General features: G+C 75.7%; 11 protein-coding genes. 3 read left to right on the plus strand and 8 right to left on the minus strand.

Features of this window, described 5'->3' with window-relative positions:
• Positions 1–89: 89 nt before the first annotated feature.
• From cobM to BJP40_RS15140, 5 genes are all read right to left on the minus strand, one after another.
• Positions 90–839: a precorrin-4 C(11)-methyltransferase gene (gene cobM / locus BJP40_RS15120; RefSeq protein ID WP_071280810.1), complete on the minus strand. Its 750-nt coding sequence runs from the start codon at positions 837–839 to the stop codon at positions 90–92.
• A 214-nt stretch (positions 840–1,053) separates the two neighbouring features.
• On the minus strand, positions 1,054–2,292 hold the full coding sequence (gene cbiE / locus BJP40_RS15125) for a precorrin-6y C5,15-methyltransferase (decarboxylating) subunit CbiE (protein ID WP_071280871.1): 1,239 nt from the start codon (positions 2,290–2,292) through the stop codon (positions 1,054–1,056).
• Between the two features lie 310 nt (positions 2,293–2,602).
• The gene (locus BJP40_RS15130) at positions 2,603–3,448 is read right to left on the minus strand and encodes an ABC transporter permease (RefSeq protein ID WP_071271937.1); all 846 of its coding nucleotides are present in this window, start codon (positions 3,446–3,448) and stop codon (positions 2,603–2,605) included.
• Positions 3,445–4,428 carry an ATP-binding cassette domain-containing protein gene (locus BJP40_RS15135; RefSeq protein WP_071271939.1) on the minus strand — a complete coding sequence of 328 codons (984 nt, stop codon included), beginning with the start codon at positions 4,426–4,428 and terminating at the stop codon, positions 3,445–3,447. Before BJP40_RS15135 ends, BJP40_RS15130 begins: the two co-directional genes overlap by 4 nt.
• A 248-nt stretch (positions 4,429–4,676) precedes the next feature.
• The gene (locus BJP40_RS15140) at positions 4,677–5,075 is read right to left on the minus strand and encodes a hypothetical protein (protein ID WP_071280811.1); all 399 of its coding nucleotides are present in this window, start codon (positions 5,073–5,075) and stop codon (positions 4,677–4,679) included.
• Between the two features lie 190 nt (positions 5,076–5,265).
• Between BJP40_RS15140 and BJP40_RS15145 the strand changes: the two genes are divergently transcribed.
• Entirely contained in the window at positions 5,266–6,759 is a 1,494-nt protein-coding gene (locus BJP40_RS15145; RefSeq protein WP_071280812.1) for an APC family permease, read from the plus strand.
• Positions 6,760–7,116: 357 nt separating this feature from the next.
• Positions 7,117–8,229, plus strand: a complete 1,113-nt coding sequence (locus BJP40_RS15150; RefSeq protein WP_071280813.1) for a hypothetical protein — start codon at positions 7,117–7,119, stop codon at positions 8,227–8,229.
• A 123-nt stretch (positions 8,230–8,352) separates the two neighbouring features.
• Here BJP40_RS15150 and BJP40_RS15155 read toward each other — a convergent pair whose 3' ends face one another.
• The gene (locus BJP40_RS15155) at positions 8,353–10,413 is read right to left on the minus strand and encodes a PhoX family phosphatase (RefSeq protein WP_071280872.1); all 2,061 of its coding nucleotides are present in this window, start codon (positions 10,411–10,413) and stop codon (positions 8,353–8,355) included.
• Positions 10,414–10,706: 293 nt separating this feature from the next.
• On the opposite strand from BJP40_RS15155, the gene BJP40_RS15160 reads away from it, so the two are divergent.
• A complete protein-coding gene (locus BJP40_RS15160; RefSeq protein ID WP_071280814.1) occupies positions 10,707–12,536 on the plus strand; it encodes a VWA domain-containing protein in 1,830 nt (609 codons plus the stop codon).
• Here the strand turns inward: BJP40_RS15160 and BJP40_RS34910 are convergent.
• Together BJP40_RS34910 and BJP40_RS34915 are read right to left on the minus strand one after the other, a co-directional pair.
• Positions 12,485–12,841 carry a hypothetical protein gene (locus tag BJP40_RS34910; protein ID WP_151898239.1) on the minus strand — a complete coding sequence of 119 codons (357 nt, stop codon included), beginning with the start codon at positions 12,839–12,841 and terminating at the stop codon, positions 12,485–12,487. The two genes, BJP40_RS15160 and BJP40_RS34910, sit on opposite strands and share 52 nt — an antisense overlap.
• The coding region (locus BJP40_RS34915; RefSeq protein ID WP_218153209.1) for a hypothetical protein at positions 12,838–13,123 on the minus strand (286 nt) is incomplete at its 5' end. The genes BJP40_RS34910 and BJP40_RS34915, both read right to left, overlap by 4 nt.

Below are 13,123 nucleotides of genomic sequence, written 5' to 3' on the forward strand. Positions count from 1 at the left end.
GGCGGGGCCCGCGCACCTCGCCGGGCGGGCCGCGGCGCGGGCGGCGCCGACCGGCCGGGGCCGGCCGTCGGACGGCCGCGCCGCGGGGCTCAGCAGACGTGGCGTTCGCGCTCCGGGGAGTACAGGTGGCTGTCGCGGAACTGGGTGGCCGCCAGGGTCCGGCCGACGATGATGACCGCGGTCCTGGTGATGCCCGCCGCCCTGGTCTGCCCGGCGATGTCGGCGAGCGTGCCGCGCAGCACCACCTCGTCGGGCCGGCTGGCCATGGCCACGACGGCGGCCGGGCAGTCCTCGCCGTAGTGCGGGACGAGTTCCGCGACGACGCGGTCCGCGTACCGGGCCGCCAGGTGCAGCACCAGCAGGGCGCCGCTGCGGCCCAGGGTCGCGAGGTCCTCGCCCTCCGGCATGGGCGTGGCCTGCTGGGCGATGCGGGTCAGGATGACGGTCTGGCCGACGGTCGGCACGGTCAGCTCCCGCTTCAGCGCGGCGGCGGCCGCCGCGAACGCGGGCACGCCGGGCACCACCTCGTACGGCACCCCGGCGGCGTCGAGGCGGCGCATCTGCTCGGCCACGGCGCTGAACACCGACGGGTCGCCGGAGTGCAGCCGCGCCACGTCGTGTCCGGCCTCGTGGGCGCGGACCAGTTCGGCGACGATCGCGTCCAGGTCCATCTGCGCGGTGTCGACGAGCCGGGCGTCCGGCGGGCATTCGGCCAGCAGTTCCCGCGGCACCAGCGAGCCGGCGTACAGGCACACCCGGCAGGAGGCGAGCGTGCGGGCGCCCCGCACGGTGATGAGGTCGGCGGCGCCCGGGCCCGCGCCGATGAAGTACACCGTCATGCCTGCTGCTCTCCTGCCTTCGTCACTGCTGCTTCCGTCACTGCGTCAGTCCGTCCCGGGGTCTTTGCGCGTCGGTGTCCGTGCGTCTCCCGCACCACCGGTGCCGGGGACCCCACGCGCGACCGCACCTCACGGGCGCCGCACCCCGCTGCCCGCCGTCCCGCCGCGGCCGCGCCGTCACCGTGCCACGCCGCGGCGCGCCCCCGCCGCCGCGTCACTTCGTCACGGACCACTGGGTGACCGGCATCGCCTGCCGCCAGCCGGTGAAGCCCCCGACGGGGACGGCGTGGGAGACCGCGAGGCGCACGAGTTCGCCGCCGTGCCGCCGGTAGCGGTCGGCCAGCAGCGCCTCCGACTCCAGCGTCACGGTGTTCGCGACCAGCCGGCCGCCGGCCGGGAGGGCGTCCCAGCAGGCGTCCAGCAGGCCGGGCGCGGTGAGTCCGCCGCCGATGAACACCGCGTCCGGCACGGGCAGCCCCGCGAGGCCGTCGGGAGCTGCGGCCCGGACCACGCGCAGGCCCGGCACGCCCAGCGCGGCGGCGTTCCGCTCGATCCTGCCGGCCCGCACCGGGTCGCGTTCCACGCTGATCGCCCGGCAGCGGCGGTGCGTCCGCATCCATTCGATGCCGACGGAACCGGAGCCGCCGCCGACGTCCCACAGCAGTTCGCCGGGCGCGGGGGCGAGCGCGGCCAGCGTCGCGGCCCGCACGTACCGCTTGGTGAGCTGACCGTCGTGCTCGTACGCGTCGTCGGGCAGGCCCGGTACGGCTCCGAGGCGGGGCGCGTCCGGGGCGCGGCGGCACTCGACGGCGACGATGTTCAGGGGGTCGCCGGGCGGCGCGTCCCACCCGTCGGCGGGGGCGGCGGGCGTCAGCCGCTCCCGGGTGGGGTGGCCGAGCTGCTCCAGCACCCGCAGGGCGCTCGGGCCGTAGCCGCGCTCGCGCAGCAGGGCCGCCACGCGGGCGGGGGTCGCGGCGTCCGCGCTCAGCACCAGCAGCCTGCGGCCGTCGTGGAGCGCGGCCGTCAGCGTGTCGGGGTCCCGTCCGACGAGGGACACCGTCTCGGTGTCCTCCAGCGGCCAGCCGAGCCGCGCGCAGGCGTACGACACGGACGAGGGGTGCGGCAGGACCCGCAGCCGCTCGGCGCCGACGGTGTCGGCGAGGGCACGGCCCACACCGTGGAACATGGGGTCGCCGCTGGCCAGCACGGCGATCCGGCGGCCGGCGTGGGCGGCGAGCACCCGGGGGACGGCGGGCCTCAGGGGGGAGGGCCAGGCGACGCGCTCGGCGCGGACCTCGTCCTCGGGCAGCAGCGCGAGCTGGCGGGCGCCCCCGCCGACGACGACCTCCGCGGCGCGCAGGGCGGCACGGGACGCCTCGGGCAGCCCGTGCCAGCCGTCGGCGCCCACGCCGACGACGGTGACGGGGGGTGCGGGGCTCTCCGGGCTGCTCACGCCCCGGAACACTACCGGCCGGTCGCAGGAGCCCCGGCCCGGGGCGGCCCCTGCGCCGCCGCGGCACCCGGCGGCGCCTGGGCGGAGGCGCGGGACACGGGCCGACCCGTCCCCCGCCACGACGGAACAGGACGCGCGCCAGCCACAGGACCACGCACGGACCGCACCCGGCCGCCGCCCCGCCCGTCGGACCACCCGCCCGGGGCGGAGCACCACCCGCCGGAGGACCGGGCCGCACACCCGGCCACGAGCGGGGCGCACGGCGGCGGCGGGACGGGGCGGCCTCGGGGCCGCGTGCGGCCGCCCGTCGTCACCTGCGGTTGTACAGCCGCATCGTCACCGCGCCGAAGACCGCGACGAGCAGCGCCGACCAGCCCAGCGTCCACGCGATGTCCACGCCGGGCCAGCCGCCCGCCATCAGCTCCCGCACGGCCGCCGCCAGGTGGGTCACCGGGTTGTTGTGGACGAACGCCTGGAGCCAGCCGGGCATGGTGCTCGGGTCGACGAACACGTTGCTGAGGAACGTCAGCGGGAAGATCACCATCATGCTGACGCCCATCACGGACTTCTCGCTGCGCAGCAGCAGTCCGAACATCGTCCACACCCACGAGAAGGCGAAGGAGAACACCATCAGCAGCGCCACCCCGGCCAGCACCCCGGACGGGCCGCCCTGCGGCCGGTAGCCGATCAGCAGGCCCACCGACAGCATCACGGCTGAGGCGATGAGGTAGCGGACGACGTCGCCGAGGAGGTAGCCGACCATGGGTGCCGGTCGCCACACGGGCAGGGTGCGGAACCGGTCGAAGACGCCCTTCTGGATGTCGGTGTTGACGGCGACCCCGGTGTACATCGTGATCATCACGACGCTCATCGCGAGGATGCCGGGCAGCAGGAACTGGATGTAGTCCGCGACCGACCCGGCCAGCGCGCCCCCGAACAGGTACGTGTACAGCAGCACCATCATGATCGGGAACGCGGTCACGTCGAAGAGCTGCTCCGGCACGTGCTTGATCTTCAGCATGGCCCGCCAGCCGAAGGTGAGGGACGCGGACAGCGCCGAGGGGCGCGGCGGCCTGCGGCCGGCCCCCTGCACGAGGAGGTCGGCGAGGTCGTCGGCACGGGGGGCGGCGAAGGTCCGCTCGCCGGTGGTGGTCATGGTGCGTCGTCCTTCCGCGGCTCGGCTTCCTTGCCGGTGAGCGCGAGGAACACCTCGTCCAGGCTGGGCTGGCCCAGGGCGAAGGTGTCCACGGTGATGCCCTCCCCCGCCAGGGCCGCCAGCGCCCGCGCGGCCTGCTCAGCGGCGCCCAGCTCGGTGCGGTGCCCGTCGACGGTGGCGGTGAGGGCGACCGGGTCGGGGTCGCGCTGCACGGTCGCCCCGAGGGCCGCCGCCAGGGTCCGCTCGGCTTCGGGGCGCTGCTCGGCGTGGCGGAGCCGCACGTGGACGGAGCCCGCGCCCACGGACGCCTTCAGCTCGCCCTTGGTGCCCTCCGCGATGACCCGGCCGTGGTCGATGACGGCGATCCTGGAGGCGAGCTGGTCGGCCTCGTCCAGGTACTGGGTGGTGAGGAGCACGGTGGTGCCCTGGCCGACGACGGTCCGCACGATGTCCCACACCTGATTGCGGGAGCGCGGGTCGAGCCCGGTCGTCGGCTCGTCGAGGAACAGCAGGTCGGGGGTGTTGACGATGGACGCCGCGATGTCGATGCGGCGCCGCATGCCGCCCGAGTAGTGCTTCACCTGGCGGCCCGCCGCATCGGACAGCCCGAACGCCTCCAGCAGCTGGGCGGCCCGGTCGCGGGCGGCGGGCCGGGAGTGGCCCAGCAGCCGGGCGAGCAGCACGAGGTTCTCGGTGCCGGTCAGGTCCTCGTCCACGGACGCGTACTGGCCGGTGAGGCTGACCCGGCCGCGCACCGCGTCGGCGTCCCGGACCACGTCGTGGTCGAAGACGCGGGCCTCGCCGCCGTCCGGCCGCAGCAGCGTGGCGAGGACCTTCACGGCGGTCGTCTTGCCGGCGCCGTTCGGGCCGAGCACCCCGTAGACGGTGCCGGTCGGCACCCTCAGGTCGACCCCGTCCAGCGCCCTGGTGGAACCGAAGACCTTCACGAGACCGCTGGTCTCGACAGCGAAACCGGCCATGGTCCTCAGTCTGCGACCGGAGCGGAGGCAGCGCCACCGCTTTCCGCCCGGGCGCGGGCCGGGCGGAAACCGTGCCGGGCCCGTACGGGCCGGGCCCGCGAGGACCCCGGGCCGCCGCGACGCGCCCCGTGGGCGGACCGCCCGGTGCGCGGCTCGTACGGGCGCGGGCACGGGCCGGGCACGGGCGGGCCGGCCGGTGTCCCCGGCGGTCCCGGCCCGCGCGGCGCAAGCGAGGGCCGGGACCCGCGCTACTCGTGCGTGTAGAACAGGTAGAACGCCGCCAGCCCCACGGCCGCGCCCACGCCGAGGCCGAGTCCGGAGCTGGCCAGCACGCTGCCGCCGGACAGGTTGAACAGCCACCCGATCCCCACGCCGGCCAGCACCCCGTACGCGGCTCCCCGCAGCTCGCGCGGCAGCGCCCGCTGGTACAGGCCGAGCACGAAGCACAGCACGCCGAAGACCAGCCCACTGACCAGGCCGTACGCGACGTCTCCCCAGTCCGTGGGGCCGGCGCCGCGGTGCAGGAACCCGGCGTAGAGGCCGTAGAAGAACCCCAGGGTGGCGGGCAGCGCCCACCGCAGGGTGTTGCGGCCCTCGGTGAGGCGCCTCGCACGGCGGTGCCGCGCTGGTGCCGCGTGTGCGCCCATGACGGAGCTCCTTCCCACGGCGTCCCCCGTACTGATCCCAGGGCACACCCGCGCGCCGCACCCGGCAACTCGACCGGCGCAGCGCCGCATCGCCGAGGTCCCCGGAGCCAGTGCTTCCGCAGCCGCCACTACGATGCGCACGGACCGATCAGCACAGCGCCATCCCCCCTGCCAGTCAAGGACGTTCGGCATGCGCAACTTCTCCGGAAGAGGGCTCCGACCCGATGTTCTCGGCCCCTTCGACACGACCGTGATGGCGGTCGCCGGCACCGCACCCGCCTACTCCCTGGCCGCCACCACCGCCGTCCTCCTGGGCACCGTGGGACTCGCCGCACCGGCCGCGCTGCTGTACTGCGCCCTGCCCATGCTGGGGATCGTCGTGGCGTACGGCAGGCTGGGCCGGGTCGACGTGAACGCGGGCGCCGCCTACTCGTGGGTGGGGCGCACCCTCCACCCGTGCCTGGGGTTCCTGTCGGGGTGGGCGCTGGTGGTGTCGGCGACGCTGTTCATGGTGGCGGGGGCGCTGCCCGCGGGCGCCCTGACACTCGCGCTGTACGACCCGGCGCTGGCCGATCGCACCGCGCTCGCCGCCCTGGTGGGCGCGGGCTGGTTCCTGCTGGTGCTGCTGGTCGTGCTGGGCGGCGTCCGGCTCAGCGCGCGGGCCCAACGGCTGGTGACCGGCGTCGAGTTGCTGATCCTGCTGGCGTTCGTGCTGGGCGCGGTGGTGCACCAGGGCGCGGCGGCCGCGTTCGACTGGTCGTGGTTCGGGCTGGGGCACTTCGACGGGCCGTCGGGCTTCGCGTCGGGCGCGCTCGTCGCCGCCTTCTGCTACTGGGGCTGGGACGTCACGGGGAACCTCAGCGAGGAGACCCGGAACAGCCGCCGCACTCCCGGGTGGGCGGCGCTTCTGGGAGTGGCGATGGTCTTCCTGCTGTTCGAGGCGTACGCGGTCACCGTGAACGTGGTCCTGGGCAGCGAGGCGGCCGCGGCCTCGGACGGGGTGGGCACACTGGTGCTGCTGGGTGACGCCGTCTGGCCGGGCGGCGGCGGGAGGCTGCTGGTCGTGGCGGTGGTGCTGTCGACGGTGGCGACGCTGGAGACGACCCTGCTCCAGGTGACCCGGTCGCTGTTCGCGATGGGCCGGGACCGGACGGTGCCGGCCGCACTCGGGGCCGTGCACCGGAGGTGGAACACCCCGTGGGTGGCCGTCTGCGCGGTCGGCGCGGTGGCGCTGGCGCTGTTCGTGGCCGCGACCGCGCTGGGCTCGGTCGGGGACATCCTGGAGGGCGCGGTCAGCGCGATCGGCCTGCAGATCGCCTTCTACTACGGGCTGGCCGGGGTGGCCGCCGTCGTGGCGTACCGGCGGCTGCTCCTGAAGTCGGTGCGGGAGTTCCTGTTGGGCGGGGTGTGGCCGCTGACCGGTGCCGCCTTCATGTTGTGGATCTTCTTCGCGTCGCTGGCGGAGCTGCCGGGCACGTCGGTCGCGATCGGGCTGGGCGGGCTGGCCCTAGGTCTCGTTCCGATGACGTGGTACTGGCGGCGGGGCAGTTCGTACTACCGTCCGGCGAAGCTGGACGCGGTGCGGGCACTGGCGGAGACGGAGGGGCGGCCGTGGGAGCACGGCACACCGCGGCAGCGGCGGCACGGGCCGGACGACACCGGACCGCTGGCCACCGATTTCTGACGGCACGTCCGGTCTTCTGCCCCCGGCACGGCACCTGACCGGGACGGCCGGCACCCCCGGGCGGGCCGCCGGCCCCCGGACCGGCACGCAGCAGAGGCCGGCCGACGGACGACAGCCCGCGGACGGCAGACGGCAGACGGCGGACTGGCACGGCGAACGCCGGCCAACGGACGACGGCCAACAGACGACAGACAGCGAACGGCGGACGGCGAGCGGCAGACCGCGGACAGCGGACGCCGGCCAACAGACGGCAGACCGCGGACGGCGGGCGGCAACGGCCCACCGGGGCGGGCACCGGGGCGCGACCACGCACCGGCCTTTGACCACGCGAGCGACCACGCGACGGGGGGAGAGGGAATGGCGGCACGCCATCGCGCCGGGCACGGCGGGACGGGCGGCGACGGCGGCCCGGAGGGCGCCGGGGGCGGCAGCAGGGCCGGCCTGCCGGGCAGGCTCGTCGGGCGGGCCCGCAAACCGGGTCGGCACGGCCGCCCGGGGCGGCGGGACGAGCGCTTCGTCCCGGACTTCGACCGGGACTGCGGGGACGCCGCCCTCACGGACGTGCGGCACGACATCGTTATCGGGCGTTGGCAGGGCCTGCGTGACCTGCTGGCCGCCTCCGGCGACCACTGGCCGCTGCGCACCCACCGCGTGCGGCTGCTCGCCCACGCCGCGGCGGGCTGCTCCGTCGTGGAGGCGTGGCGGGCGGCCGAGCCCGCGAACCCCGACGCGGCCGTGCTGCGGGCCGCCACTGAGGTCGTCCGGGTCTTCGACGCGGCCATCTCGGCGGGGCGGGGCACCGCGCTGGACCGGCAGCGGCTGGACTCCACCGTCCTCGCCTGCCTGACGGCGGCGGACGCCCGGCCCGCCGACCCGATGCCGTGGGTGTCGCTGCTGACGGTGGCCCGGCTGTACGACGGCGGGGTGGGGCGGGCGGAGCTGCGCCGCTGGTGGGACGAGCTGCGGCGGCGCGACCCGCACAACGCGGAGGGGCACGTGCAGATGCTGCGCTACTGGTCGGCGCGGTGGCACGGCACGCACGGGTCGATGTACGACTTCGCGCGGGACGCGGCGGGCGCGGCGCCGCCCGGCTCACCGCTGCCGGTGCTGGTGCAGGTCGCGCGGGTGGAGGAGTACCGGTACGTACGGGACGGGGTGCTCGGCACCGGCCGCGGCCCGGCGTCCGTGCGCGGCTTCGACCAGCACTGGAAGCACGAACTGGCGGTGACGGAGGTGCGCCGCACCGCGGACCGCTGGCTGGGTGGCAGGCCGCCGGGCCCGGTCCGCCCGGAGGAGGTGGAGCCCCTCAACTACCTGGCCCACGCCGCCTGCCACGCGAACCTGCCGGACGTGGCGGGCGGCGTGTTCGGCCTGCTGGGGACGCGGGCGACCCGCGTCCCCTGGTCGTACACGGGCGACGCCGCGGAGCAGTTCACGAGGTGGCGCGCACAGGCCCGCGCCACCTCGTGAGACCAAGGGCACCGCCGGGGCGCCCCGGCGTCCCCGGCCGCTGTGCGCGGCCCGGGACGCCGGGGACGTACGGGACGTCCGGGATGTCCGTGACGCCGGGGCGCCGGGGGTGCCGGGGGTGCCTCAGACGCCGATGTTCCGGCCGTCCTTGCGGTACACGGCAACGACGGACGGGCGGACGATGCGGCCCGGACCGTCGGGCCACGCCGACTTCGGGTTCTCGACGCTGGCGCCGTCCACCTCGCCCGGGTGCTGCACGGCGACGAGGACGCGGCGGTCCTGGATGACCGGGCCGCAGGTCTCGGCGCCGACGGGCACGGTGAGGAACTGCTTCAGCTCACCGCGCCGCTCGCCGTGCGTGGCCACGCCGAACAGGCCGTCGTGGGAGCCCAGCGCGTTGCCGTCGGTGGACAGCCACAGGTTGCCGTGCGGGTCGAAGGCGACGTTGTCGGGGCAGGAGATCGGCGACACCTTGTCCTTCGGGTAGCCCGCGAAGTACGTCGCCGGGTCCTCCGGGTCGCCGGCGACGAGGAACAGCCGCCAGGCGAAGCCGTCGGACGACGGGTCGTCCCAGTGCTCGGCCAGCTCCAGCACGTGGCCGTGCTTGTTCTGGTTGCGGGGGTTGGCCTCGTCCGCCGGCGCGTAGCCGTCCTTGCCGCGGTTCTTGTTGTTGGTGAGCGCGACGTACACGCGGCCCGAGCGGGGCGACGGCTCGACGTCCTCGGGGCGGTCCATCTTCGTGGCGCCGACCTTGTCACCGGCCAGCCGGGTGAAGACGTACACCTCCTCGGCGGTCATGCCCGGCACGTGCGAGACGTCGCCGGTGGCGAGCGGGATCCACACGCCGGAGCCGTCGAACTCGCCGTCGTTCGGCAGCTTGCCGGAGCCGTCGATCTCGGCGGCCGGGGAGTCCCCGGTGAGCTTGGCGACGTAGAGGGTGCCCTCGTCGAGCAGGGTGAGGTTGTGGGCCCGGGCGGCCCGCGAGTCGCCCTTCTTCATGCGCTTGCTGGAGACGAACTTGTACAGGTAGTCGAACCGCTCGTCGTCGCCCATGTAGACGACCGGGCGGCCGTCGGCGGTGAGGCGGGGCTGCGCCGCCTCGTGCTTGAAGCGGCCGAGCGCGGTGCGCTTGCGGGGCGTGGAGTGCGGGTCGTACGGGTCGAGTTCGACGACCCAGCCGAAGCGGTGCGGCTCGTTCGGCTCCTGGGCCACGTCGAACCGCTTGTCGAACCGCTCCCACTTGCGCCCGGTGGCGCCGGAGCCGATGCCGTAGCGCTTGTCGGTGGCGGAGGAGCCGTGGGCGAAGTACTGGTTGAAGTTCTCCTCGCCGGACAGGACCGTGCCCCACGGGGTGGTGCCGCCGGCGCAGTTGTTGAGGGTGCCGAGCACCTTGCGGCCGGTCGGGTCGGCGGACGTCTTCAGCAGGTCGCTGCCTGCCGCCGGACCGGTGAGCTCGAAGACGCTGGTGGCGGTGAGGCGGCGGTTCAGCCAGTGCCGGGTGACGGGCGTCAGCTTGCCGCTGCGGCGCTCCTCCTGCACGACGACGACGGACATGCCGTGGGCCGCCCAGCCGATCTCGACCTGCTCACGGGTCGGGTTCTCCGGGTCGTAGCCGCGGAACATGAGGGTCTCGTCGCTGTACTCGTGGTTCGCGACGAGGACCTGCCGGCCGTACTCGCGGCGCAGCGGCAGCAGCGACAGGAAGTCGTTGTTGTAGCCGAACTGCAGGGCCTGCGCCTTGGCGGTCTGCTTCTCCGAGTCGAACGCCGGGGCGCCGCGCAGGACGGGGTCGCCCCAGCGGATGACCACGTTCTGCGTGTAGCCGGCCGGCACGGTGACCCGGTCCGCGGTGTTGGGCGCGACGGGCGCGAAGCGCAGACCGCGGGCGCCGTCGCCCCTGCCGTGCCTGCCGCCCGGGCCCCAGCCGGCGGCGGGGGCGGCGTGCGCCTCCGGGGCGGGGGCGACGACGGCGGCGCCCGCCGCGGCCGTCACGGTGACGGCGGCGGCCGCACGCATCATGGAGCGGCGGGAAAGGGCGCCGGCTATGACGTCGCCGACGTATTCGTTGTCGCTGGTGTTCGGCACGTCCTGGAAGCACGCGTCACCGCAGCGGTAGCGGCAGGTGAGGGCGGAACGACCGCCCGCGTGCGGGTGGGTGGTGAACAGCGGCAGCAGCTTGCGCACGTGGTCCTCCTTCGGCGCGCCCCGCGCCGACATCGTGTCGGAATACCTTCCGGCCGGACGTTAGGCGCGCCGCCGTGCAGATCGACGGCCGCTGAATGAACGTCATATGAATCTGGCGCGTCCAGCGGGGAGTCGGGGGCGCGGGGAGGCGCTCTTGACATAAATGACGGACCCATTCCCCTTCCGCTCGGGGCGGCTAACCTTACGTGTCCGATCCGGCCAGGGAAGATTTCTCGTGAATTCCCAGCAGTACGGACATATACGGCACCCAGATATGCGAAAGGCCATGGCCCATGGGCATTCGGAGCTTGCTGCGCAAGGTGTTCGGACGCGACCGCGCGGAGCGTGACGACTCGGCCGCCACCCCCTCCGTCCCGCCCCAGGCGGAACGCACGGACGTCCCGGCGGACCGCTCGACTGAAGCGGCGGCCACGGTGCCGGTGCCGTCGGGCCCCTCTCTGGCCGAGCGCACGGAGTCCGCGTCCGTGCCGCCGCCGTCCTCGTCGCCCTCCGCGGGCGAACCGGTCCCCGGGCAGACCGCGGCCGACCTCGTCGCGGCGTCCTTCGACCAGTCGAGGCCCCGCCGGACGACCGTGCCCCCGGCCCGCGGGGCGGAGGCCCCGGCCCAAGAGCCCGACGAGGCCGAGGCCGAGCCCGCCGCGCGGGAGGCCGGCGCCGAGGCACCCGCACGGGACGGGGCATCCGCCGACGCCGTGGCAGCGGACACCACCGCACCGGCGGAGGCACCCGCCGCAGCCGAGGCCCCTGAGGCCCGTGATGCGGCCGAAGCACCCGAAGCACGCGAGGCGGCCAAGCCCGCGGAGACGCCCGGGACCACCGAGGCGCCTGCGGACGCCGCCCAGGAGCCCTCCGCCAAGGAGCCCGCCCCGGAAGAGGCCACCGCCCGGCAGGAGACCGATGCACCCGTGACGGGCACGGCGACCGCACCTGTCGCGGCGACCGGAACGGACGCGACCACCAGGCCGGACACGGCGACCGGGGCGGACGCGACCACCGCGGCGCAGGAGCCGGGGGCGGAGGCCACCACGGCGCCCACCCCCGCCGGGGCCACCGCACCGGCGTCCGCGACCACCGCCGAGCCCTCGGGCGAGGAGCCCTCCGCCGAGGCGCCCTCCACGGAGGAGCCCGTCGCCCGGCCGGAGGCGGCTCCCGCGGAGACCCCGCAGGAGCCCGCGGCGCGGGACCTTCCCGAGGAGCCCGCGGCGCGGGACCTTCCCGAGAAGCCCGCGGCGCGGGACCTTCCCGAGAAGCCTGCGGCGCAGCCGGACACCGCCCCCGCGAAGGCCGCGCAGGAAGCCCCGGAGCCTGCCCCGCAGCAGGGGGCCGCGCAGCCGGCCCCGTCCGCCCTGCCGGAGTCCGAGGCGGCTCCGCAGCAGGAGGCCGCCCAGCCCGCCACGGGCGGCAAGCCCGCCGTCAGCGCCGCGCGCGTCAGGTCGCGGGTGGCGGAGGGCCCGGTGCGGGACCACGTCACCGAGGCGTACAAGGCGGCCGGCGCCGCCCTGCGCAGGCGCGGCCTCACCGGGGCGCGGGCCACCGTGTACCTGGTCCTCGACCGCTCGGCCTCCATGCGGCCGTACTACAAGGACGGCAGCGCCCAGCACCTCGCCGAGCGGGCCCTCGCGCTCGCCGCGCACCTCGACGAGACCGCGACCGTGCCCGTCGTCTTCTTCTCCACCGAGGTCGACGGCACGGGCGAGGTCACCCTGGACGCCGTCGCCGGGCGGATCGAGGAGATCCACGACGGCCTCGGCCGCATGGGCCGCACCTACTACGACCAGGCGATCGCCGAGGTGCTCGCGCACCACGAGAAGGCCGGCCCGGACCGCCCCGCGCTTGTGCTGTTCCAGACGGACGGCGCACCCGAGTCCCGGACGGCCGCCACCCAGGCCCTCGCGGACGCCGCGGCGACCGGCCGACCGGTGTTCTGGCAGTTCGTCGCCTTCGGCGAGGAGGACCACAAGGCGTTCGACTACCTCCGCAAGCTGCGCGCCGACAACGCCGGGTTCTTCCACGCGGGCCCGGCCCCGCGGGAGGTCCCGCCGGCCCGCTTCTACCGGGAGGTCCTCGCCTCCTGGCCCGGCACCGGCGACGCCTCCGCCTGAGGGACGGCGAGCGGGGCCGGGCCGGACGACGCGGCCCGGCCCCGCTCGCCGCGTCCGTACAGGGGGTTGCCGGGTGCGGGGGTGACGCGGGGGAAGGCGGTCACGACCTCCCGGAACCCGGTGTGCCGGGTGCGGGCGGCGTGGCGGATCGCCCACAGGTCGGGGCCCGGCTGCTCACAGCTGGCGGCCGAGCGCTCCTGGCACGTGGTGCACTCGGTCTCCCGGATCGGGGAGGGCGGGGCGCCTTCGGAGCGGTCGGCGCCGATGACCCACTCGGCCTCCCGGATGACGCTGCGCACGGTCACGGCGACTCCTCCGCGAGGCAGCCGCGGCAGGCCCGGGGCGCCCACACGACCCGGACGCCGGGCGACGGCCGGTGGCGCAGCCAGCCCAGCGACACCCCGCCCCCCGGCGTGAGCTGCACACCGCAGAACACGCAGTCCAGGCCGTACCGCTGGAGCCCGCTGAGCACGCCGTACCCGGGCAGTGGCCGGGCAGCCGCGGTCACCGACTGCACCTGGCGGTGGAGCAGCGGACGCAGACCCGCAGCGGGAACCGCCGCGCCAGCGGCCGGGCGGTCGCGGCGG

The sequence above is a fragment of the Streptomyces sp. CC53 genome, from assembly GCF_001865245.1.
Lineage (GTDB): Bacteria > Actinomycetota > Actinomycetes > Streptomycetales > Streptomycetaceae > Streptomyces.